Origin of the sequence: Alishewanella jeotgali KCTC 22429, from assembly GCF_000245735.1 — a bacterium.
GTDB classification, from domain to species: domain Bacteria; phylum Pseudomonadota; class Gammaproteobacteria; order Enterobacterales; family Alteromonadaceae; genus Alishewanella; species Alishewanella jeotgali.
On the sequence record NZ_AHTH01000045.1, the window covers coordinates 67,483 to 90,939 of the forward strand.

A 23,457-nucleotide genomic window follows, 5' to 3' on the forward strand; every position below is an offset into this window, starting at 1 on the left:
CAACCCTGGATCCGGAATTTTGTTAAGATACCGCCAAAACGCCTAAATTGCGAGGAATCCCGATGTCTCAATTAATGAGTAAACCGAAATTACGCTGGGCCTGCCGCCGCGGCATGCTGGAACTGGATGTGTTACTGGCTCCCTTTGTCGAAGAGGGCTATGACGCCCTGACTGAGCAGCAGAAAGCGGATTTCGAGCGTTTACTGGCCTGTGATGATCCAGACCTGTTCGCCTGGTTTATGGGGCACGCCCGTTCGACCGATAGCGCCATCCAGGCATTAATTGAGTTGATTGTGAATCGTGTCCGGGTATAGCCTGGCGCTTAACACTTCGTTATTACGGCGCAGGCTGTTGCTGGCCGCCGGCGCTGCGCTGGCGCTGCTGTATTTGCTGCTGCCGTTGCAGGGCAGCAGTTATCTGCTGGCGTGGTTAAGCCTGACTGCCTGGTTTTATCTGTTATGGTCCAGCAAGGCTGCGTCCGCCTCTGCGTTATTGCTGGATGCTGAGGGTGGGCTGCGTTGGTTAGATTCAACGCTCTCTGCCGGCAGTTGGCGGCCAGGCAGTGTTATCAGTCGCTATGCTACGCTGTTATGCTGGACAGATACCCAAGGTCGGCGTCAGCAGCAATGGCTGTTCGCCGACCAGTTTTCTGCCGCCGATTACCGTAGTCTGGCGCGCTGGCTATATACCCAGCGCTGGCGACATAACCCGGATCCGGTTAAAAATTAGCGGGTTGTAAAATGCTGGGTTGGCTGTTAGCCAGTTGCTGTGGGTAATCCAGGTTGTAATGTAAGCCACGGCTTTCTTTACGCTGCATTGCGCAGCGGATAATCAGCTCCGCCACCTGTACCAGATTTCGCAGCTCCAGCAGATTATGGCTCACGCGGAAGTGGCTGTAGTAATCCTGAATTTCTTGTTGTAACAACTCCACCCGATGCAGGGCACGTTCCAGCCGTTTGTTGGTGCGAACAATGCCAACGTAATCCCACATAAAGAGTCTGAGTTCATGCCAGTTATGGGTGATCACCACCTCTTCATCTGAGTTGCTGACCCGGCTTTCATCCCAGGCTGGAATACTCAGGTTTTGCAGGTTGTTGACCGGCTGCTGCAGGATATGCCGGGCCGCAGCCTGCGCAAACACAATACATTCAAGCAAGGAGTTCGAGGCCATCCGGTTGGCGCCATGCAGGCCGGTATAAGCCACCTCACCGATAGCATACAGATTATCCAGATCGGTTTGACCATGCAGATTGGTCATCACACCGCCACAGGTATAGTGCGCCGCCGGCACTACCGGAATCGGCTCTTTGGTAATATCAATACCGACGCTTAAACATTTGGCATAAATGGTAGGGAAGTGCTCGATAATAAAATCTTTTGGTTGATGGCTGATATCCAGCAATACTGACTTGGCACCCAAACGCTTCATCTCAAAATCGATGGCGCGGGCGACGATATCCCGCGGCGCTAATTCTGCTCTTTCGTCAAAATCCGGCATAAAACGGCTACCATCCGGCCGCTTCAGATAAGCGCCTTCGCCGCGCATCGCCTCGGTGATCAGAAAATTGGGCGCTGCCGGATGATACAGACTGGTGGGGTGGAATTGGTTAAATTCCATATTGGCCACCCGGCAGCCGGCGCGCCAGGCCATCGCAATACCGTCGCCACTGGCCACGTCCGGATTGCTGGTGTAAAGATAAACCTTACTGGCGCCGCCAGTCGCCAACGCCACCGCCTGGGCCCGGATGGTTTCTACCCGGCTGGCCGCTTTATTCCAGACATAGGCACCATAGCAACGTTTTGGATCCAGCCCGAGCTTTTTACCGGTGATCAGATCAACTGCGTTATAGTTTTCCAGCAACACGATATTCGGATGCTGTCGCACCTGATCGACCAGGGTGATCTGCACCGCACGGCCGGTTGCATCGGCCGCATGCAGAATGCGTCTATGGCTATGGCCGCCTTCACGGGTCAGATGATATTTCATGCTGCCATCGCTATCCTGATACTGATCGAAGGGCACGCCCTGAGCAATCAGCCATTGCATCGCGGCCTTGGCGTGTTCGGCAGTAAATTGTACGGCGGCGGGATCACAGAGTCCGGCGCCTGCTACCAGTGTATCGTTAACATGGGACGCAATACTGTCATTTTCGTCAAACACAGCGGCAATACCCCCCTGGGCATACAGGGTCGAGCCCTCACGCAGTGGGCCCTTGCTCAGCACCAGCACCCGCCGCTGATCGGCTAATTGCAGCGCCAGCGACAAGCCGGCGGCGCCACTGCCGATAATTAAAACGTCACAAAGATGTTCATTTGCCTGTGTCATACGATACACTTAACTCTATTAATGGCTCTGAAAAATGCGCAGAAACAGCCGGTTTTACCGGCAGTGCCGGATTTAAGATCAGGTTATTCTAGCCTTTTTGTGACAGTTAGCAGAACTATTTATTCAGCTTGCAGTCATAATCAGTACGCTTGACTGGCGCCACTCAGAAACAACACCTATTGCATTACAGGGGCAGGCTCAAAGAATGAGCGAGCAAGAATTAGATTGGCAAATCGTCCAGCGGGTACAACAAGGGGATAAAGCGGCGTTTAACGTGCTGGTAAAAAAATATCAGCACCGGATCGCGAACTTAATTTCCCGCTATGTCTCTAATCACGGAGATGTTGCAGATGTAGTACAGGAAGCCTTTATTAAAGCCTATCGGGCGATACCGGGCTTCCGTGGTGAAAGTGCGTTTTATACCTGGCTGTATCGGATTGCGGTTAACAGCGCGAAGAACTATCTGGTCGCGAATAACCGTAAACCACCGGCCAGCGATGTGGACGCGGAAGATGCGGAATATTTTGAAGGTAGCGATGCCCTGAAAGAGCAGGACTCCCCGGAACGCTTGTTGTTGTCCGAGGAAATCCGGCAGGTGGTATTCGGCACCATTGATAAATTGCCTGATGAACTGCGCACGGCTATTACCCTGCGTGAGTTAGAAGGGCTAAGTTATGAAGAAATCGCTGAAGTAATGGAATGCCCGATCGGGACAGTACGCAGTCGGATCTTCCGGGCCCGTGAAGCGATAGATGCTCAGCTGAAACCTTTGGTAGGTTAGGCTAAACCCAGCAAGTACCTTGACAGGAAACTTTATGTTGTCAGAGAAGCAGGAATGGCTGTCAGAAGCCGCAGATAATCAGCCGCTAACGGCCGCGCAACTGGATGCCTTGTTGCAGCAGCGCGAGCCACAGCAGACGCTGGAGCGCTATCAGTTGATGGGTGCTATATTGCGTAATGAAGATGCCAGTGTGCTGCCGGCGGATTTCAGTGAACGCTTTGCTGCCCGTCTGGAGCAGGAAGCAACCTATCAGTTGCAACCGCAGCATAGCCTGCTAAGCCGGTTGCGCGGTACCCTGCAACAGGCTGCGAATGCGCAGTGGTTTAAGCCGGCAGCGCAGGGTGCTATCGCGGCCGGTGTGGCGCTGGTGGCGGTTTTTGGCGTACAGCAATATCAGCAGCCACTGGAGCAGGAACTGATGTTACCGACTCCGGTGCTGCAAACCCGGCCGGTAGCCGGTTTTGCGACGCCGGTCAGTTTAAGCCAGACTTCGGTTGAAAGCCGCTTCGCTGAGCAGGAGCAGCAGGCGATGCTGGAACAGCAACGACGGTTACAAGCTTTGTTGCAGGCCCACCGCCAGCAGGTGCGTTTAATGGAGCAACCACAAGCGCAGCAGGAACCGGAACAGCAAGAGCCGCGTTAACATGAACAAAGTGCTGTTATGGCTAGGCGTAGTGCTGATTCTCAGCAGCACTGTCGCCAAGGCCGATGAAGAAGGGTGGGCCCTGCTGGAGCGGGTGCAGCAAAGCGTCAGGCAGCACAATTTTGATACCTCCTTCGTGATCCTCAAAGGTAATCAGGTTGAGTCCTACCGTTGGTTACATGGTCGGCAGCAGCAAGCTGAGATTGAGCATCTGGTGCCGATGTTTGCCGAAGGTGTCGACATTCTGCGACGTGACAGCCAGGTGTATTATCTGCTTAGTGAACGTCCGGCGTTAATTACGCACAGCCGCTTTATTAAAGAACTACCAGCCTTATTCTATCAGGAACCGTCCCGTTTAAAGTCGCTGTACAATGCGGTGTTGGGTAGTGCGTCCATGGTCGATGGCCGCAGCGCGCAATTATTGCGCTTATCTGCCCATTCGGCCGCCCGCTACCACTATTGGTTGTGGGTTGACGTTGAAACCGCTTTCCCGCTGCGACTGGATACCTTAATTACCTCTGCCGATATGCAACAGGCAGCACTTGAGATCTGGCAGGTTACGCACTTGAGTATCAGCAGTGAAATGTCAGATAACCTGAAGCAGCTGTTGGAGATTGAATTACCGGATGCGACGGCCTTGACCCTGAGCCAACCGCCACAACGACACCTGCTACACTGGTTACCTGATGGCTATCAGGTGGTCGCTGAGCCACTGGCTATCCCGCAGCTGCAACCGGAAATTCAGAGTTACTGGTTGCTGTCGGACGGACTGCACCAGATCTCGGTGTTTGTACAGCCCGGTCAGCGTTTACCGGCGCAAGCCTATCGCGATGGTGCCCTGACGATTTTTGTCAAATCCGATCCGCAGCAGGACGTTACGGTAATAGGTCCAGTCAGCCTGGAAATTGCCCAGCGTCTGGCGGCAGCCGTGACGCAAAAATAATGCAGGTCGATGAAATTGCGACTGTGGTCGCCACCGAACAGCACGGGGTCTGGCTTACCACCACACCCGCCGGCAGTTGTAACAGCTGTCAGGTAAGTGGCGACTGTGGCACCGGCATTGTCGCCAAAACCTTTACCCCGCGTCAGCAACGGTTTTTTGTCAGCACTGAGCTTAAGCTGTTACCTGGCGAGCAGGTGCGGATTGGCATTGCGCAGCAAGGGTTGTTGCTGGCGGCGTTACTGGTCTATCTGTTGCCGTTGGCGCTGATGTTACTGAGCGTCACGGTGTTAAATGTCTTTTGGCAAGTGGCCGAAATCTGGTCGCTGCTGCTGGCCGTAATGGCTATGGCGCTTGGGTTTTATCTGGCCCGGCGTTATGATCAGCGGCCGGGGCAGTCAGAGCAGGTGCAGATCCTGGAAGTGTTACCGCAGCTGGCCTTGCATCGCGTGCAACCAGACTAAGCCGCTAAACACTCAGCCAACAAACATAGCAAGCTTAAGCCGGATAGAGTACAATTCGCGCTAATTTCAATACTAACCCGCATTGTCCTCCCCCTATGCCGCCGCTGTGGCTGCATTCAGGTGACAGTGCACTCAGTTTTTTGCGGATAAGATGCCAAAACTCGACCATATCAGAAACTTTTCAATTATCGCCCACATTGACCACGGTAAGTCGACCTTATCAGATCGTTTGATCCAGTTTTGTGGCGGTTTAAGTGACCGGGAAATGCAACAGCAGGTGCTGGATTCGATGGATCTGGAGCGTGAGCGTGGTATTACCATCAAAGCGCAAAGCGTGACCCTGCATTATCAGGCTGATGATGGCAACACCTATCAGCTGAACTTTATCGACACCCCGGGTCATGTCGACTTTACCTATGAGGTAAGCCGCTCACTGGCCGCCTGTGAAGGGGCACTGCTGGTAGTGGATGCCGGTCAGGGTGTCGAGGCACAAACTGTGGCTAACTGTTACACCGCACTGGAAATGAATCTCGAAGTATTGCCGGTGCTGAATAAGATCGATTTGCCGCAGGCGGAACCGGATCGGGTATCGGAAGAAATCGAAGATATTATCGGTATCGAAGCGGTCGGCGCTGTGCAGTGCTCGGCGAAAACCGGCCTGGGTATCAAAGATGTGCTGGAAACTATCGTTAAGAAAATCCCGGCACCGGAAGGCGAGCCTGAGGGCCCAACCCAGGCATTAATTATTGATTCCTGGTTCGACTCTTATCAGGGCGTAGTGTCACTGGTGCGGGTTAAGCACGGTAGTATCAAAGCCAAAGATAAAATTAAAGTTATGTCGACCGGCCAGGTGTATGAAGTGGATAAAGTCGGGGTCTTTAGCCCGAAAGCCACTAACACCGGCGAATTAAAAACTGGCGAAGTTGGCTTTGTCATTGCTGGTATTAAAGAAATTAAAGGTGCGCCGGTTGGTGATACGCTGACGCTGGCCAAAAATAGTGCCGATAAGCCACTGCCTGGTTTTAAACGGATCAAGCCACAGGTTTATGCCGGGGTGTTCCCGGTGTCCAGTGACGATTACGAAGATTTCCGCGACGCCCTGGCCAAACTGAGCTTGAATGACTCCTCGTTATTCTATGAACCGGAGAACTCCGGAGCCTTGGGCTTTGGCTTCCGCATTGGTTTCCTCGGTATGCTGCATATGGAAATCATTCAGGAACGCTTAGAGCGCGAATATGATCTGGACCTGATCACCACGGCACCGACGGTAGTCTATGAGGTGCTGAAAAAGAACGGCGAAACGATTATGGTCGATAACCCCAGTGATCTGCCAGCGACCAATGATATTGATGAGATCCGCGAGCCGATCGTGGAAGCGCATATTCTGGTACCGCAGGAATATCTGGGTAACGTTATTACGCTCTGTATTGAGAAACGTGGTACTCAAGTCAATATGAGCTATCACGGCCGTCAGGTGGCAGTGGTGTATGAACTGCCTATGGCAGAAGTGGTGATGGACTTCTTCGATCGCCTGAAGTCGACCAGCCGTGGCTATGCCTCACTGGACTACAGCTTTAAACGCTTCCAGACCTCGAATATGCAGCGGGTGGATATACTGATTAACGGTGAGCGGGTCGATGCGCTGGCCATTATCAGCCACATTGATTTTGCGCAAAGCCGTGGCCGTGAACTGGCAGAGAAGTTAAAAGAGCTGATCCCACGCCAGATGTTTGATATCGCGATCCAGGCGGCGATCGGTAACCATGTGATTGCCCGGACCACGGTTAAACAGCTACGGAAAAACGTTTTGGCCAAGTGTTATGGCGGTGACGTTAGCCGGAAGAAAAAGCTGCTGCAAAAGCAGAAAGAAGGTAAAAAGCGGATGAAGCAGGTCGGTAATGTGGAAGTACCACAGGAAGCCTTCCTGGCCATTCTGAAAGTCGGAAAATAATAAGGACAGCTAATGGCGGGCTATTTTTCAATTCTACTGGTGCTGTTAACGCTAAGTTTTGGTGTTATCTGGTTGCTGGATAAGTTTTATCTGGCACCACAGCGGCAACTGCGTCTGGCCGGTGCCCGGGCGCAGGCAAAAACTGCGCTGCCGCTGCAGGCCGAAGAGGAAATTCTGAAAGAGTCTGCTGTAGTGGAAACGGCCAAGTCGCTGTTTCCGCTGGTGGCTGCGATCACAATTTTACGCTCCTTTTTATTTGAACCCTTTCAAATCCCTTCCGGTTCGATGATGCCCACCCTATTGGTCGGTGATTTTATTCTGGTGCAAAAATTTGCCTATGATGTCAAAGATCCGGTCTGGCGCACGACGCTGTGGAGCAACAAGACGCCCCAACGCGGCGATGTTGCTGTCTTTAAATACCCGCTTAATACCAAAATTGATTACATCAAAAGGGTGGTCGGGGTGCCGGGAGATCGAATCGTCTATCGGAATAAACAGCTGTTTATCGCGAAAAACTGCGCGACTCCTGTGGTCAGTGGTTGCGGTGAGCTGCAAGCGGTACCGATGACTTTTCAGGATGAGGGCGAGTTTTATCTGGGGCCTATGCCACAAAGCCGCTTCCTGGAGCAGTTGGGCGAGGTGGAGCATCAGGTGCTGACCACGCCAATGAAACCGGAAGATTTCCGCAACTATTTCCGGCAGCGCGGTACTGATATCGAAGAGTTTATTGTGCCGGAAGGGCATTATTTTGTGCTGGGCGATAACCGCGATAATAGCGTCGACAGTCGGTTTTGGGGCTTTGTGCCGGCCGATAATCTGGTTGGTAAAGCCGTCTTTATCTGGATGAGTTTCGAATTTAGTGAAGATCCGAATAGCTGGTTACCACGCTGGGTGCCGGTTGGTGTCCGTTTTGAGCGGTTAGGCCGGATCCAATAGCGATGCCGATGCAAAAATCTTTAAGCCCCCTGATGCGTAAGCTGGGCTATCAATTTAATCAGCTGAGTTTATTGGAACAGGCGCTGACGCACCGCAGCTGCAAAGGTCAACATAACGAGCGGCTGGAATTTCTCGGTGATGCCCTGCTGGGGCTGATTATCGCAGAAGCCTTGTTTGCCCGCTTCCCGCAAACCCGCGAGGGTGATCTGACGCGGATGCGCTCTGCACTGGTCAAAGGCGTTACCCTGGCTTCTATTGCTCAGGAGTTGGGGCTGTCGGATTTTTTACGACTGGGGCCGGGCGAATTGAAGAGCGGTGGCTTTCGCCGAGAATCCATTCTGGCTGATGCGCTGGAAGCGATCTTGGGGGCTATCTATTTAGATAGCGGTATGGAAGCCTGTAAAGGCCGGATCCTTGAGTGGTTTGGTCCAAGATTAGAAGAAATTGCGCCGGGTCAGCAGAAAGACTCGAAAACCCAGTTGCAGGAATATCTGCAGGGGCTACGCTTACCGCTACCGACCTATGAAGTGATTGCCACTGTCGGGGAAGCGCACCAACAAACTTTTACCGTGCGCTGTACTGTGCTGGGAAGGACTCCTATTACCGCGACCGGTTCATCCCGGCGCAAGGCGGAGCAGGATGCTGCTGCGCTGGCTTTGGAACAATTAAAGCATGACCGTTAGTCCCTCTACTTTTGCCGGCCTGGTGGCCATCGTTGGCCGCCCGAATGTAGGTAAATCTACGCTACTGAACAAACTGGTTGGTCAGAAAGTGAGTATTACCTCGAAAAAACCGCAAACCACCCGGCACCGTATTGTTGGTATTGATACTGAAGGTGACTACCAGGCGGTGTTTGTCGATACCCCCGGCCTGCATATCGATGAAAAGCGGGCGATTAACCGTTTGATGAATAAGGCGGCAGCCACCTCCATTCTGGACGTCGAATTTGTGCTCTTTGTAGTAGAAGGCACCCGTTGGCATGATGACGATCAGATGGTACTGAACAAACTGATTGCTGCGAAAAAGCCGGTGATCCTGGTCGTCAACAAGGTCGACTTGTATAAAGACAAAGCGGAATTACTGCCACATTTACAGTGGCTGGGTAGCCAGTTAGATTTTCTGGATGTGGTGCCGTTATCGGCCGAGAGCGGTGACAATGTCGCCACTTTGCGCAAGGTGGTGCAACAGCATTTACCCCCTTGTGAATTCCTGTTTCCGGAAGATTATGTTACCGATCGCTCGCAGCGCTTTATGGCGGCGGAGATTGTGCGCGAGAAGCTGATGCGCTTCCTCGGTGATGAGTTGCCTTATGCAGTGACCGTCGAGATTGAGCGCTTTAAGTGGGAAGAAAAGCATTTTCATATCGCTGCGCTGGTGCTGGTGGAGCGCGATAGCCAAAAGAGAATGGTGATCGGCAACAAAGGCGAACGGATTAAGCAAATTGCTACCGAAGCCCGGCTGGATATGGCAGCCATGCTGGAAGCGCCGGTGTTTCTGCAAATCTGGGTTAAAGTAAAATCGGGCTGGGCCGACGATGAGCGCGCCCTGCGCAGTCTGGGCTACGGCGAAGATTAACCAGGCGATGGACGGAAGATTGTGGCCAGCTTACATCCTGCACAGCCGTCCCTATCAGGAAAACAAACTCTTGCTGCAACTGCTGTTGCCGGAGCAAGGCCGGATCAGCGCTGTCGTAAGACGGCGTAGCGGTAAACAACACCGGGCACTGCAACCCTTCCAACCCTATTTATTGAGTCTCGGCGGCCGTAGCGCGCTAAAAACCGTATTGCAGCTAGAGGAGCAGGCGGCGGCCTATCCGTATCGCGGCCGGGTGTTATACAGTGCCCTGTATTTAAATGAGCTGCTGTGCCGGCTCTGGCCTGCTGATCTTGGTTCGGATAGTCTGTTTGCCGATTACCAGCAAAGTTTAGTGGCGCTGGCACAAAGCTGCAGCGATGGCATGCTGGAGCAAGCGTTGCGGCAGTTTGAATTTGCCTTGCTCGCTGAGCTCGGGCAATTACCGGCGTTGGAGCTGGATGCGGCAGCACAGCCAGTTCAGGCTGAGCAATACTATCAATTCGCTGCCGAGCAAGGGCTTGTGCTCAGTCCTCAGGGCTGGCGCGGTGCCGCCTTATTGGCGATCGCCGCTGGCGACTGGCAACAGCCGGACGCCCTGCGGGTTGCTAAACAATTAAGCCGGCAGCTGCTCGCGCCGTTGCTCGGCGATAAACCTTTAACCAGCCGTGCTCTGTTTCAGCAACTGAGCAGCGGGCCGGCCTAATCACGGAGTTTGTTATGTCTGCAATTTATTTAGGCGTGAATATCGATCATATTGCAACGGTGCGTAATGCCCGTGGCACAGCCTATCCGGAGCCGGTGCATGCCGCTTTGCTGGCCGAGCAATATGGTGCGGATGGGATCACTGTGCATCTGCGGGAAGACCGCCGCCATATTATTGATCGCGATGTCTTTATTTTGCGCGAAACCATCGGCACCCGACTTAATTTTGAGATGGCGGTGACCGAAGAGATGTTGGCCATTGCCGGTAAACTGAAGCCGCATTTTAGCTGTCTGGTTCCTGAAAAGCGCGAAGAGTTAACCACTGAGGGGGGCTTAGAGGTTGCCGGCCAGCTTAGTAAAATTCGTGCAGCAGTACAGCAGCTGCAGGCTGATAATATTCTGGTGTCGTTGTTTATTGATGCCGATAAAAAGCAAATTGACGCCGCAGCCGAAGTGGGCGCTCCCTTTATCGAGATCCATACCGGCCATTATGCAGAAACCAGTGGTGCTGTGCAGCAAGCTGAGTTAGCACGGATTGCCGAAGCGGCTGCTTATGCGGCGTCACTGGGTATTACGGTAAATGCCGGTCATGGCCTGCACTATCATAATGTACAGCCGATTGCCGCTATTCCGCAGATGTACGAGCTGAATATTGGCCATGCCATTATCGCCCGCGCCTTGTTTAGTGGCCTGGGGCCGGCCGTGGCAGAAATGAAACGCTTAATGGTTGAGGCCAGAGGCTAATGGCGATCCGCGGCCTGGGTACCGATATTGTGGCGATCGACCGGATCGCCGCCAGCTTGCAGAAAAGTCCGCGTTTGGTCAGCCGGGTGTTGACGCCATATGAGCAAGAGTGCTTCGCTGCGCATAGCCAGCGCGAGCGCTATTTTGCCAAGCGTTTTGCGGCCAAGGAAGCCGCTGCCAAGGCGCTTGGCACCGGTATTGGCCGTGGCATTTCCTTTCAGCATTTTGAAATTCGTAATGATGCTTTGGGTAAGCCGGAGTTACAGTTAAGCGGTCATGCCGCTGAGCGGGCGAACCAGCTTGGAGTAACAGCGGTATGGCTCAGTATCAGTGATGAACAGGCTTATGCCTGTGCTACTGTAGTGCTGGAAGGCTGACTCAGTTCGGGTGGCAGCCGGGTGTCAGCCTGCAGTAACAGCGCTAACACATCCTCCAGCTCCGACAGCTCCGGCTCCAGCGATTTGATACTGGCGCCTTTTTTCAGCTGGGTTTCCAGTCCTTCCAACAGATTCTTCAGGCGTGGCACACCGCTGTAGCAACAGGCGCCATGCAGCTTGTGTAACGCATGCAGTAGCAGTTGCTGTTCGTTATCAGTGATGGCTTGCTGAATTTGCCGGCTGGCCTGCGGTAAAGATTGGATCAGCAGCTGCAGCATCTCCTGCGCCAATTCCGCTTTACCAGCGGCCCGTTGTAAGGCCTGAGTCCAGTCAATCAGCGGTACAGCCTGTAAGATAACGGGTGAGGCACTGGGTTGCGTTTTTTGCAGCGCACAGAACTCCTGCAGCGTGCAATGCAGCATTTGTTCGTCCAGCGGCTTAGTCAGAAACTCATTAAACCCCAGTGCTAATAATCTTTCGCGTTCGCCTTCCAACGCGTGAGCGGTGACGGCAATAATCGGTGTATGTTCGTTCAGCGAGCTTTGCCGGATCCGTTGGCAGGCGGTGATGCCATCCATCACCGGCATATTAATATCCATAAAAATAATATCGTACACATGCTGGGTGGTTTTCTGCCAGGCAGCTGCGCCGTCATGGGCTGACTCCAGCTCCTGTACCCGGTCGCTAAGCAGGGTGTTGATCAGTTTCAGATTGGCTTCATTGTCATCTACGGTCAGCACCCGCAATGCTGCCCGCTGTTGTTTCTCTTCGTCCGGTGCCGGTAATGCGGGTTGCGAGTAGGGTTGTGCCAGGGCTAACGCCAGTTTACGTGAGTGAGCCGGCTTGGGTAAGCAGGCGGTAGCGCCAGAGCCCAGTAGCACTTCACGTAAATTCGGTGACAGTGTATTGACCAGCAGATAGACAAAGTGACAACTGAGGCGCAGTTGCTGCACCAGCGCAATAATATCATTCACCTGATTGATGGCAACGGCACGGCCTACCAGGCCAATATCATAATGTTGCCGCGAGCTGAGTGCTTGTTGTAATTGCCCTTTGGTGGCGCAGGTCGTGACCTGCATTCCCCAGCTATTTAACAGCTGCAGGGTGGCCTCGCGCGAATATTGTTGTGGCTCGAAATACAGTACCCGCTTGTTTTCCAGCTGCGTCAGCGGCAGCGGCTCGGCAACGGTTAACTGATGCTTCTGACACTTGATAGTAAACCAGAAGGTTGAACCTTCACCGAGCTTACTATCAAAGCCGATATTGCCCTGCATCGCCAGCACCAGCCGCTTACAAATTAATAATCCCAAGCCGGAGCCCGTTTGCTGATCCTGTTGCTCTGAGATGCTGGTACCATCAAATAACCGGCTTTGCTTTTCATCGCTGATACCGCGGCCGGTATCCTTAACCGAGATATGTAAATTCAATTGTTCTTCAGACAGCGCCGTGGCACTGACCCGGATCACCACACTGCCATGTTCGGTAAATTTAATCGCATTACCTGCAATATTCATCAGGATCTGGGTTAGGCGAGCCGGATCGGCGACCACATCATCCGGACAGCCAGTTTCAAATAGCAGCACCAGCTCCAGCTGCTTGTCAAAAGCATTGGCAGCCAGCAATTCAACCGCATCGTTCAGCAGATCGCGCAGCGATACCGGCTCTGGATTAATCGCCATCCGTCCCTCTTCCAGCCGGGAAAAGTCCAGCACATCATTAACCAGATGCAGCAGGCTGTTGGCCGATTTTTGAATGGTATGCAGATAATCACTTTGATGAGGATTCAGTGGTGTTTTCAGCAATTGCCGGGTAAAACCAATTACCGCATTCAGGGGCGTGCGTAACTCATGGCTCATTTTCGCCAGAAAGTCAGATTTTTGCCGGTTTTCTTCCACCGCTTTGCGACGCGAGAACTCCAGCTGAATGTTCTGGATTTCCAGCTGTTCCATACTTTGCTGCAGATCGCCGGTCACCTGTTCAATATTTTGCTGCATTTCCTGCTCAAGGGTGTTGAGCTGACCGGCCAGCTGCAGTAAACCCTGTTGCAGTTGCTCCAGTTCGTTGATGCCAAGCGCGTAGGGCTTTAAGCGATACTGGCCATCTAATAGCTGTTGTAACTGCCGCTTTAGGCGGCGTTGTGCAGTTAGCTGCTTCTGTACCAATAATAGTCCGAACAGTAATGCCAGCAGCACAACGGCACTGACCAGTAACGCAGTATTGAGCAGATGGACTTGCTGCTGCAGCGCCAGAGGTTGCTGTTGCATCGCCAGTAATAAATAGCCAGGGCGTTCATCGATCAGTGGATTGGTCTTGAGCAGAGGTTGGTAAACCAACAGCATATCATCCTGCGGTTGATAGCTAAGCCGGGCGGGCTTTTGCTGGTGGATTTCCTGGTTGCTCAGATCGCGTTGACTGTTGCTGGTAAACAGCAGCTGACCATCAGCATCAAACAACGAGATACTGATGACTAAGGGTGAGTTAAGCCGGTGCGCATGCTCCAGTAATGCCTGCACGCCTTTGCTTTGTTGTAACAGCAATTGCTGACTACTGATAGCCAGGGGCAGGGCAATATTGGCTGCCTGCTCGTGTAAATTGCGCTGCAGATCCTGTTGCTGCTGATAGTTAAAATAGCCCCCCAGCAGAATACCCACCAGCAGGGTGGGTAACACAGCAGATAAGATTAACCAGAGGCGTAAACCTATTTTCGGCATCGGGGGTCCGCATTTATCACAATTTGGCTCAGCCGTGTCATAATGACATATCGAACGCGAAAAACCTATAAGACCCCACAAGATGGTAAGCCTGTATATAGCCAAAGCTAAACCAAGCCGCCTTGGCCAGCAAATTAAGTTGCAAATTGACAACCTGGACTATGAAGCTAACGGCATCAGCCGTTATCAGCAAAAAATTGCTTTTGTCAGTGGTGCTCTGCCGGGTGAGCAGGTGCTGGCCAGTGTTACTGAAGATAAAGCCGATTATTTAAAAGCCCGTACCATTAAAGTGCTACAACAGAGCGCGGAGCGGGTTGAACCTTTTTGTCCGAGTTTCACGCGCTGTGGTGGTTGCCAGCTGCAATACCTGAGTGCGGAGCAACAGCGCTTATATAAGCAGCAAGGAGTACAGGCACTACTTTGTCATCAGTTAGGCTTGCAGACTTTACCCTGGCAGCCAATGCTAAGTGCCGCTGACCGACACTACCGGCGCAAAGCGCGCATCGGGCTGTGGTATGACAAAAAGCAACGTCAACTTACCGTGGGTTTTCGCCAGGCAGGCAGTAAGCAACTGGCTGAAGTAACACATTGTGATGTGTTGGCAGCGCCGCTACAGCCCATTTTTGCCACCTTAAAACAGGTTGTGCCAAGGTTAAGTCGGCCCGAGTCGGTGACGCACGCTGAAGTGATTCTGGCCGACGAGCAGCCAGTTGTGGTGATCCGCCATGTCGCCGCCATGACGGCAGCTGAGCAACAAGCCTTTGTCAGCGTTTGGCCAGATGCCAGCTGGTATGGTGAAGCTGAGCCTGGAAAATTTACCAGCTGGCAAAATGCCGACCAGCCACTGCGCTATACCCTGGCAGAGCAGGGAATTAGCTTAGAGTTTGCCGCCGATGATTTTATTCAGGTTAACACTGACGTCAATCAGTTACTGGTCAGTCAGGCTGTCGCCTGGCTGGCTCCGACCGCCGAAGATACGATTCTCGATCTGTATGCCGGCATGGGTAACTTTAGTCTGGCGCTGGCGAAAAGTGCTAAATTAGTGCATGGCGTGGAAGGCTTGTCCAAAATGGTGCAACAGGCTACTGAGAATGCGCAATTAAATCAGTTGCAAAATGTGCATTTCTGGCAAGCTGATTTACATCTGCCCTGGGGCAAAGCCGCCTGGAACCAACCCATTTATCAAAAAGTACTGTTGGATCCGGCCCGCGCTGGCGCTGAAGGGGCGGTAACACAACTGTTGGCATTGAAACCGGCACAGATATTGTACGTCTCCTGTAACCCGGCTACTTTCGCCCGCGATGCGAAGGTGCTGCTGGCAGCCGGCTATCAGTTGCAAAAACTGGCTGGGGTAGATATGTTTCCGCATACCGCGCATTTGGAACTTATGGCGTTGTTCAGTCGTCAATAGCCTGAGACTCGCCGGGGCACTAGCAGAGGAAAAAACATGGTCAGGGTACGTCAGTCACATAGTCATGGTTATCACGGTGGCGAAACCTTTGAGTGGTTGTGCTCGCTGGGCTTGACGGAAAAAAAGATTGAATCGCTGCTCGACACTGCGACCTGGTTGAAACAATTACAGCTGGATGATGATAATCCGCAAGTGCGTACCGGTTGGGATATGGTTGAGATCCTGGCAGAGCTGCGGATGGATCAGGACTCTTTGGTAGCAGCACTGTTATTTCCGGTTTTTGAAGCCAATTTACTGAGCTTACCGACGATTGAAGATCAGGTTAATCCTGCCGTATCAGGTTTGTTAACGTCCGTGCAGCAGATGGCTGCGATCCGCACCATTCCGTTGAGTGTGCGTCAAAATAACGATGGTCAGCAAGCGGATACGCTACGCCGGATGTTGTTGGCGATGGTCGAAGACGTGCGGGCCGTTGTGATTAAACTGGCTGCGCAAATCTGTTATTTACGTGATGTCAAAAATGCGGATGAAGAAACCCGGGTTCTGGCGGCGAAAGAGACCAATGCCATCTTCGCGCCGCTGGCCAACCGGCTGGGAATTGGTCAGTTAAAGTGGGAGCTGGAAGATCTGGCGTTCCGTTACCTGCATCCGCAAACCTATAAGCAAATCGCCAGTTTACTGGAAGAACGGCGCCTGGATCGCGAGCAGTATATGCAGGAGTTCGTTGCCAGCGTACGGCAAAAAATGCAGGATGCCAATTTACAAGCCGAAGTGTATGGCCGGCCAAAGCATATTTTCAGTATCTGGAAAAAGATGCAGAAGAAGCAGCTGTCTTTTGATCAGCTGTACGATATCCGGGCCGTGCGGATTGTTACCGAACGGGTGCAGGATTGTTATGCTGCACTCGGGTTAGTACATACCAGCTGGCGCCATCTGCCAAAAGAATTTGACGACTACATCGCCACGCCAAAACAAAATGGCTATCAGTCGATCCACACCGTGGTATTGGGACCACAGGGCCGGCCGATTGAAATTCAGATCCGCACCCGGCAGATGCACGAAGATGCTGAGCTGGGAGTGGCAGCACACTGGCGTTACAAAGAGGGCGCTACGGCTGGTCGTACTGCTGCTAACGATGAAAAAATAGGTTGGTTACGTAAGTTGCTGCAGTGGCAGGAAGATCTGGCAGAAGGCACGGATCTGGTAGAAGAACTACGTAATCAGGTGATTGAAGATCGGGTCTATGTGTTTACCCCCAAGGGTGACATTGTTGATTTGCCAATGGGGTCAACGCCGCTGGATTTTGCTTACTATATCCATTCTAACGTCGGGCATCGCTGTATTGGCGCCAAAATCTCCGGCCGCATTGTACCCTTTACTTATCAGCTAAAAACCGGCGATCAGGTTGAAATTTTAACCGGCCGTGAACCTAACCCGAGTCGTGACTGGCTAAACCCGAATTTGGGCTATCTGAAATCCAGCCGCGCCCGCTCGAAGGTACAATACTGGTTCCGGTTACAGGATCGCGATAAAAATCTGGCCGCCGGCCGCGAGTTGTTGGATGCTGAATTATCGCGACTTAATCTGGTGCTGGAGCATCCGACGAAAGTTATTGCTCGCTTTAATGTGAATAGCATGGACGAGTTACTGGTCGGCATTGGTGGCGGAGAGATCAAGGTCACCCAGGTGGTGCACTTTATTCAAAGCCAGCAACCCAAGCATGAATTACCAGAAATTGATCCGCGTTTAAAAACCAAGCCACTGTCACAAAATAAAGCCAAGAGTGATGTGATAGTGCAGGGCGTCGGTAACTTGCTGAGCCATATGGCTGGTTGCTGTCATCCGCTGCCGGGCGATGCCATTATCGGCTATATCACTCAGGGCCGCGGTATCGCCATTCACCGCGATGACTGTGAACAGTTTAAACTGCTGCAGGACGCCCAGCCAGAGCGGGTGGTTGAAGCCACCTGGGGCGACAAGTATGCCTCCGGCTATGAGGTGGATATTCGTATTGTCGCGCATGACCGTAATGGCTTGTTGCGAGACATCACCAGCATCCTGGCGAATGAAAAAGCTAACGTCACCAAGATGAGCAGCAGTTCGGATATTAAAGAGCAAACGGCGGTCATTAATATGACGATGGAGCTGTATAATCTGGACTCGTTGAACAAACTGCTGAGTAAAATCAGTCAGATTGACGATGTTATTGAAGCCAAACGCTTTCATCATTAGGAATTTTTGTGGCAGCACCGATACAACGCTTACTGGATATTATGGCCACCCTGCGTGACCCTGAGCGGGGCTGTCCGTGGGATCTAAAGCAAAACTACGCCAGCATTGTGCCCTACACGCTGGAAGAGGCCTACGAAGTCGCCGATGCCATTAACCGGCAAAGCTTTGCTGAGCTAAAAGATGAACTCGGTGATTTGCTGTTTCAGGTGGTGTTTTATGCCCAGCTGGCCAAAGAAGATGGCCATTTTCAGTTTAACGATGTGGTAGACAGTATCAGCACTAAGCTGGAGCGGCGGCATCCACATGTATTTGCCAATGCTGCAGGCACTGTGAATGCCAATAGCGCTGAGCAGGTATTGCAGAATTGGGAAGCACTGAAAAGTGCCGAGCGCCAGCAGCAGGGCCAACACAGTGTACTGGATAATATTCCGCAGAGTTTGCCGGCATTAAGCCGGGCCAATAAGCTACAAAAACGCTGCGCCAATGTCGGTTTTGACTGGCCGGACGTGCAGGGCTGCTGGGATAAAGTTAAAGAAGAGATCCTCGAAGTGGAGCAAACTGCCAGCGACAGCCCCGAACTGGCAGAAGAGTTGGGTGATCTCATGTTTGCGCTGGTCAATGTGGTGCGCAAACACAAGCTGGATCCGGAAGCGGTATTGCGTGCGGCCAATAGCAAGTTTGAACGGCGCTTTCGCGCGGTAGAGCAGGCGCTGGCAGCCGCGGGGAAAACGCCGGCCGACAGTGATCTGGCAGAGATGGAGGCGCTATGGCAACAGGTCAAACAAGATCCCCAGTAATGCTGGTATTGGCAGCCGGCTTAGAATAAACCGCAAACTACAGCGCTTTTGATTGAGCGCTGCCTTGCCCTTTGCTATACTTTCCTCCCGTCCTGATACCAAACGCTCTTTACCTTAGCTGTACTGTTGCCAGTATTGGCAATACCGCTTTTGGCATGGTGGTTTGGTCTAATCTTTCTTACTGTGTGTCTGGGGTCTTATGGCGACAAGATATATCTTCGTGACGGGTGGGGTAGTCTCATCTTTGGGTAAAGGCATAGCGGCAGCGTCGCTGGCGGCAATCTTAGAGGCCCGCGGCCTGAAGGTCACCATCCTGAAGCTGGACCCTTATATTAACGTTGACCCGGGCACCATGAGTCCTATTCAGCACGGCGAAGTATTTGTGACTGAAGATGGCGCCGAAACCGATCTGGATTTAGGCCACTACGAGCGCTTTATCCGTACCAAAATGAGTAAACTGAACAACTTTACTCAAGGCCGGATCTACGCTGATGTGCTGCGCCGTGAGCGTCGTGGTGACTATCTGGGGGCGACCATTCAGGTCATTCCACATATCACCAACGAAATTAAACACCGTGTGGTACAGGGTGCAGAAGGCTTTGATATTGCCATTGTCGAAATTGGTGGCACGGTCGGCGATATTGAATCCTTACCTTTCCTGGAAGCCATCCGGCAACTTGGCACCGAAGTTGGTCGTGAGCGCACGCTTTATATGCACCTGACGCTGGTGCCTTACCTGGGTACAGCCGGTGAGATCAAAACCAAGCCAACCCAACACTCGGTAAAAGAGCTGCGTTCAATTGGGATCCAGCCGGATATTCTGGTCTGCCGCTCTGACCGTGCGATTCCCAACAATGAGAAGGCGAAAATTGCGCTCTTTACCAATGTTGAAGAAAAAGCCGTTATTTCATTAAAAGACGTTTCCAGCATTTATCAGATCCCGGCGTTATTAAAGTCACAGAGCCTGGACGATCTGGTCTGCCGTCGCTTCCATATCGACGCCCCACAGGCCGATTTAGCCGAGTGGGAGCAGGTGCTGTATCAGGAGTCGAATCCAACCGGCGAAGTGACCATTGGTATGGTCGGTAAATACGTCGAGTTGCCGGATGCTTATAAGTCAGTAAATGAAGCGCTGGGCCACGCTGGTCTGAAAAACCGTTTAACGGTGAATATTAAATATATCGACTCGCAGGATGTCGAAAGCAAAGGCACCGCAGTGCTGGCGGGCTTAGACGGTATTCTGGTACCCGGCGGCTTTGGTGAGCGCGGTGTGGAAGGTAAGATTTTAGCAGCGAAGTATGCCCGCGAACAAAAGGTACCTTACCTGGGGATTTGTCTGGGCATGCAGGTCGCGCTGATTGAATATGCGCGCAATGTTGCCGGTATGCCGGGGGCACACTCTACCGAATTTAACAAAGCTACGCCTTATCCGGTGGTCGGTTTGATCACGGAGTGGCGTGATGCCGATGGTTCAGTGGAAGTGCGCAACGATGAATCTGATCTGGGTGGGACTATGCGCCTGGGCAGTCAAAACTGTAATCTGAAAGACAACACCAAGGCGCGTGAGATCTACGGTAAAGCTGTGATCCAGGAGCGGCACCGCCACCGCTACGAGGTGAATAACCATTTACGACCCAAATTAGAAGAAGCCGGGCTAGTGGTTTCGGGCTTATCAGCGGATAACCAGCTGGTTGAGATGATCGAAATTCCTACTCACCCCTGGTTTGTCGCCGGGCAATTCCACCCGGAATTTAACTCGACACCACGGGACGGCCACCCGCTGTTTCAGAGCTTTGTCGCTGCGGCGCATCAGTATCAGAAACAGCAACGCGTATAACGGATCTGAAGCCGTGCGCTAAGGCACGGCTTTTTAGTTTTTAACAGGGGATTTAAGACTATGTCAGCAATTGTCAAAATTATCGCCCGCGAGATTATGGATTCACGCGGCAATCCAACCGTTGAGGCCGATGTGTATCTGGCCAGTGGTGCTATGGGGCGCGGCTGCGCACCTTCAGGTGCCTCGACCGGCTCACGTGAAGCGCTGGAGCTGCGTGATGGCGATAAAAGCCGTTATTTAGGCAAGGGTGTTACCAAGGCAGTAGCCAATATCAATGGTCCAATCCAGAGCGCGCTTATCGGCAAAGATGCTTATCAGCAAGCGGCTATTGATCAGCTGATGATCGACCTGGACGGTACCGAGAGCAAATCTAAGCTGGGTGCCAACGCTATTCTGGCAGTATCGCTGGCGGTTGCCCGTGCTGCAGCTGCAGATAAAAAGATCCCGTTGTATCAGCACATTGCCGATCTGAACGGTACCTCTGGTGTCTACAGCATGCCAGTGCCGATGATGAATATTATCAATGGTGGCGAGCACGCCGATAACAACGTTGATATTCAGGAGTTTATGGTGCAGCCGGTTGGTGCCAAAACGTTCGCTGAAGCCTTGCGGATGGGCGCGGAAATCTTCCACAGCCTGAAAAAAGAACTGCAAAAACGTGGCCTGAACACCGCAGTGGGTGATGAAGGTGGTTTTGCCCCGGATCTGAAATCAAACGAAGAAGCCCTGACCGTGATCGTGGAAGCGGTTAAAGCCGCGGGTTACGAAATGGATAAAGATGTCACGCTGGCGCTGGACTGTGCGGCCTCTGAATTCTACAAAGACGGTAAGTATGTGCTGGGTGGCGAAGGGAAGAGTTTTGATTCCTATGGCTTTAACGACTTCCTGGCTGGTCTGACACAGCGTTTCCCGATCGTCTCAATTGAAGATGGTCTGGATGAGTCAGACTGGGATGGCTGGAAAGATCTGACTAACAAAATTGGTAGCAAGGTGCAGCTGGTCGGCGATGACTTGTTTGTCACCAACACCAAGATCCTGACCCGCGGTATTGAGCAGGGTATTGGTAACTCCATTCTGATCAAGTTTAACCAAATCGGCTCGCTGACCGAGACACTGGCAGCCATCAAGATGGCAAAAGATGCCGGCTTTACCGCAGTGATTTCACACCGTAGCGGTGAAACCGAGGATGCCTTTATCGCTGACTTAGCAGTGGGTACCGCCGCCGGTCAAATTAAAACCGGTTCACTGTGCCGCTCGGATCGGGTTGCTAAGTACAATCAGTTACTGCGGATTGAGCAGGAACTGGGTGCGAAAGCGCCTTATAAAGGCCGCAGCGAGATTAAAGGTCAATAATTGACTGTCATCGGGCCACAATAGTGGCCCTTTTTGATCCAGTGCAGTAAGGCGCCCGTTCGGTGTTGTTATAATTTTAACTTCTACGGGTCATCTAAGGTCGCACTATGAAACTCGTGCTTAGTTTTACGTTTAGTCTGCTGCTGATGCTACCCAATATCGGTCACTCGCGACAGCCGTTGATTGCCGAAGTTGATTTAACGCTGATTACAGTCGAAGGGGTGCAATTGGGGATGGCGCAGGAACTGGTCCGAAGTATATTGCAACAGCGCTACAATGCGGAAGGGAGTACAGAAATTCTGCGCGCTGGTGTGCAATGTGATAAACAGCAATGTATGGCAACAGCGGTAGGTGCAGAGTTGCAGGAATTGCTACACGCGCAGTTTAACGCCCAGGGTGAATTAAACTGGCTTATTATACAACGACGCTATAAAGGCGGTGGTTCACCAGAGGAATGCTTACGCCAGGCCGAACAACAAATTGAGACCTTGCTGCAGCAGTATAGCCCGGATAATCCGCAGCGCCGTTATCGACAGCATAGTGTCAGTTTAATGCTAAACAAAGCCGGACATCCGGATCCGGCTGAGAATAATATGTATGGTTTTCGGGCGCTGATCAAATGTGATCCTTTAGCTAAGGGGACTGCTGAAGCTGAATTTGAGCTACGCGACAACAGTCGGTGATTTAACTCGTCAACTTGAGGCCGACAATTCCCAGTAAAATCAGCAGAATACTCGCAACTTTTAACACACTTAAGCTTTCGCCATACAACCAGGCGCCAAAAATTACCGTACCCACGACCCCAATACCGACCCAGACTGAGTAAGCTATGCCGAGTGGCAAGGTGCGCAGTGCTTGTCCCAGTAGCACAAAACTGGCAATCATCGCGGCAAGCGTTATAACACTGGGCCAGGGTTTGGTAAAACCAGCCGTATATTTCAGGCCAATAGCCCAGACGATTTCCAATAAGCCGGCGAGAAATAAGATAAGCCATGCCATAACAGTAACCTCTTGTTATGGGGCCGTCCCCGAATGAAAGAATGCACTGGGGTCGTCCCCAGCCAGCACAAAGTTTAGCAACCCCCAGATCCGGGTGCAAGCCTAGCTGATTTCCGCCAGATGGCTCTGTAAGTGCAGATAATGCACACTGTAATACTGTGCCTTAGTCAGGCTACCATAGGCAAAATGCGGTGCTAGCGGGCCTTGCCAGTTGATAAATTGTTGCAGCTCAAAAGTCAGCTCACGCAGTGCCACATCATTCGGTAGTTCCGGGATTAACGCCGGCGCGCCGGGGATGGGTTGATCCAGTGGGTGATGCATACTGCCGGACGCAGCAAATAAATTCAGTGCCAGTTTGCCGGCAGTATTTTGGAATAACGCGGAATAGGCTTGCGGGTAACCGCTGAGCGAATAGCGGATACTTTGCGCGCAGTGTTGCAAAATCTCGCTGACAGTCCAATTGCCCGAACTTTGCAAGGCGTCAGGCTTCAGCGCCCGTAATTGTGTCAGTAGCTGCTGTAACGGATAGGGCCGGATGGTCGCGGTAAGTTTGGCGCCAAGTACCACCACGATCGGGGTCCAGGCAGCCGCGGTAAGAAATTGACGTCGATTCATGCAGCTTTTGGCAAAAAGGGTTCAGGCCGTTAAACTAGCCTTTTCTGTCGGAGTCGTCCAGTA

At 52.4% G+C, this 23,457-nt stretch carries 23 protein-coding genes; 19 read left to right on the top strand and 4 right to left on the bottom strand.

What is annotated here, in order from left to right:
* The first annotated feature begins 62 nt into the window (after positions 1-62).
* Positions 63-314, top strand: coding sequence for an FAD assembly factor SdhE (locus AJE_RS13290; RefSeq protein ID WP_008607232.1), 252 nt, complete (start codon positions 63-65; stop codon positions 312-314).
* Positions 301-729, top strand: a complete 429-nt coding sequence (locus AJE_RS13295; RefSeq protein WP_237709359.1) for a protein YgfX — start codon at positions 301-303, stop codon at positions 727-729. The genes AJE_RS13290 and AJE_RS13295 overlap by 14 nt, the downstream gene beginning before the upstream one ends.
* Here AJE_RS13295 and nadB read toward each other — a convergent pair.
* A complete protein-coding gene (nadB, locus tag AJE_RS13300; RefSeq protein ID WP_008607234.1) occupies positions 719-2,326 on the bottom strand; it encodes an L-aspartate oxidase in 1,608 nt (535 codons plus the stop codon). The genes AJE_RS13295 and nadB overlap by 11 nt on opposite strands.
* 205 nt (positions 2,327-2,531) lie before the next feature.
* On the opposite strand from nadB, the gene rpoE reads away from it, so the two are divergent.
* The 11 genes from rpoE to acpS all read left to right on the top strand — a co-directional run bounded on the left by rpoE (position 2,532) and on the right by acpS (position 11,439).
* A complete protein-coding gene (gene rpoE / locus AJE_RS13305; protein WP_008607236.1) occupies positions 2,532-3,107 on the top strand; it encodes an RNA polymerase sigma factor RpoE in 576 nt (191 codons plus the stop codon).
* A 34-nt stretch (positions 3,108-3,141) separates the two neighbouring features.
* Positions 3,142-3,750 carry a sigma-E factor negative regulatory protein gene (locus AJE_RS13310; protein WP_008951294.1) on the top strand — a complete coding sequence of 203 codons (609 nt, stop codon included), beginning with the start codon at positions 3,142-3,144 and terminating at the stop codon, positions 3,748-3,750.
* Position 3,751: 1 nt separating this feature from the next.
* The gene (locus AJE_RS13315) at positions 3,752-4,693 is read left to right on the top strand and encodes a MucB/RseB C-terminal domain-containing protein (RefSeq protein WP_008951295.1); all 942 of its coding nucleotides are present in this window, start codon (positions 3,752-3,754) and stop codon (positions 4,691-4,693) included.
* A complete protein-coding gene (locus AJE_RS13320) occupies positions 4,693-5,154 on the top strand; it encodes a SoxR reducing system RseC family protein (protein WP_008951296.1) in 462 nt (153 codons plus the stop codon). The genes AJE_RS13315 and AJE_RS13320 overlap by 1 nt, the downstream gene beginning before the upstream one ends.
* Before the next feature lie 151 nt (positions 5,155-5,305).
* Positions 5,306-7,105 carry a translation elongation factor 4 gene (gene lepA / locus AJE_RS13325; protein WP_008951297.1) on the top strand — a complete coding sequence of 600 codons (1,800 nt, stop codon included), beginning with the start codon at positions 5,306-5,308 and terminating at the stop codon, positions 7,103-7,105.
* Between the two features lie 12 nt (positions 7,106-7,117).
* Positions 7,118-8,041: a signal peptidase I gene (gene lepB / locus AJE_RS13330; RefSeq protein WP_008951298.1), complete on the top strand. Its 924-nt coding sequence runs from the start codon at positions 7,118-7,120 to the stop codon at positions 8,039-8,041.
* 8 nt (positions 8,042-8,049) lie between these two features.
* Positions 8,050-8,724: a ribonuclease III gene (gene rnc, locus AJE_RS13335; protein ID WP_039928793.1), complete on the top strand. Its 675-nt coding sequence runs from the start codon at positions 8,050-8,052 to the stop codon at positions 8,722-8,724.
* A complete protein-coding gene (gene era, locus AJE_RS13340; RefSeq protein ID WP_008951300.1) occupies positions 8,714-9,616 on the top strand; it encodes a GTPase Era in 903 nt (300 codons plus the stop codon). The genes rnc and era overlap by 11 nt, the downstream gene beginning before the upstream one ends.
* Positions 9,576-10,319 carry a DNA repair protein RecO gene (recO, locus tag AJE_RS13345; RefSeq protein WP_237709360.1) on the top strand — a complete coding sequence of 248 codons (744 nt, stop codon included), beginning with the start codon at positions 9,576-9,578 and terminating at the stop codon, positions 10,317-10,319. Before era ends, recO begins: the two co-directional genes overlap by 41 nt.
* A 14-nt stretch (positions 10,320-10,333) precedes the next feature.
* Positions 10,334-11,062 carry a pyridoxine 5'-phosphate synthase gene (pdxJ, locus tag AJE_RS13350; RefSeq protein ID WP_008951302.1) on the top strand — a complete coding sequence of 243 codons (729 nt, stop codon included), beginning with the start codon at positions 10,334-10,336 and terminating at the stop codon, positions 11,060-11,062.
* The gene (gene acpS, locus AJE_RS13355) at positions 11,062-11,439 is read left to right on the top strand and encodes a holo-ACP synthase (RefSeq protein ID WP_008607248.1); all 378 of its coding nucleotides are present in this window, start codon (positions 11,062-11,064) and stop codon (positions 11,437-11,439) included. Before pdxJ ends, acpS begins: the two co-directional genes overlap by 1 nt.
* Here the strand turns inward: acpS and AJE_RS13360 are convergent.
* Positions 11,406-14,150 carry a response regulator gene (locus tag AJE_RS13360; RefSeq protein ID WP_008951303.1) on the bottom strand — a complete coding sequence of 915 codons (2,745 nt, stop codon included), beginning with the start codon at positions 14,148-14,150 and terminating at the stop codon, positions 11,406-11,408. The two genes, acpS and AJE_RS13360, sit on opposite strands and share 34 nt — an antisense overlap.
* A gap of 82 nt (positions 14,151-14,232) precedes the next feature.
* On the opposite strand from AJE_RS13360, the gene rlmD reads away from it, so the two are divergent.
* The 6 genes from rlmD to AJE_RS13390 all read left to right on the top strand — a co-directional run bounded on the left by rlmD (position 14,233) and on the right by AJE_RS13390 (position 22,463).
* Positions 14,233-15,561, top strand: coding sequence for a 23S rRNA (uracil(1939)-C(5))-methyltransferase RlmD (gene rlmD / locus AJE_RS13365; RefSeq protein ID WP_008951304.1), 1,329 nt, complete (start codon positions 14,233-14,235; stop codon positions 15,559-15,561).
* A gap of 36 nt (positions 15,562-15,597) precedes the next feature.
* Complete coding sequence (relA, locus tag AJE_RS13370; RefSeq protein ID WP_008951305.1) at positions 15,598-17,793, top strand: GTP diphosphokinase; 2,196 nt, start codon at positions 15,598-15,600, stop codon at positions 17,791-17,793.
* 8 nt (positions 17,794-17,801) lie between these two features.
* Complete coding sequence (gene mazG / locus AJE_RS13375; RefSeq protein WP_008951306.1) at positions 17,802-18,590, top strand: nucleoside triphosphate pyrophosphohydrolase; 789 nt, start codon at positions 17,802-17,804, stop codon at positions 18,588-18,590.
* A gap of 199 nt (positions 18,591-18,789) precedes the next feature.
* The gene (locus AJE_RS13380; RefSeq protein WP_008951307.1) at positions 18,790-20,427 is read left to right on the top strand and encodes a CTP synthase; all 1,638 of its coding nucleotides are present in this window, start codon (positions 18,790-18,792) and stop codon (positions 20,425-20,427) included.
* A gap of 60 nt (positions 20,428-20,487) precedes the next feature.
* Positions 20,488-21,780, top strand: a complete 1,293-nt coding sequence (eno, locus tag AJE_RS13385; protein WP_008607261.1) for a phosphopyruvate hydratase — start codon at positions 20,488-20,490, stop codon at positions 21,778-21,780.
* Between the two features lie 107 nt (positions 21,781-21,887).
* Positions 21,888-22,463: a hypothetical protein gene (locus tag AJE_RS13390; RefSeq protein WP_008607262.1), complete on the top strand. Its 576-nt coding sequence runs from the start codon at positions 21,888-21,890 to the stop codon at positions 22,461-22,463.
* Position 22,464: 1 nt separating this feature from the next.
* Here the strand turns inward: AJE_RS13390 and AJE_RS13395 are convergent, their stop codons facing one another.
* A complete protein-coding gene (locus AJE_RS13395) occupies positions 22,465-22,779 on the bottom strand; it encodes a DMT family transporter (RefSeq protein WP_008607263.1) in 315 nt (104 codons plus the stop codon).
* Positions 22,780-22,881: 102 nt separating this feature from the next.
* On the bottom strand, positions 22,882-23,394 hold the full coding sequence (locus AJE_RS13400; RefSeq protein ID WP_008951308.1) for a DUF1569 domain-containing protein: 513 nt from the start codon (positions 23,392-23,394) through the stop codon (positions 22,882-22,884).
* Positions 23,395-23,457 lie beyond the last annotated feature (63 nt).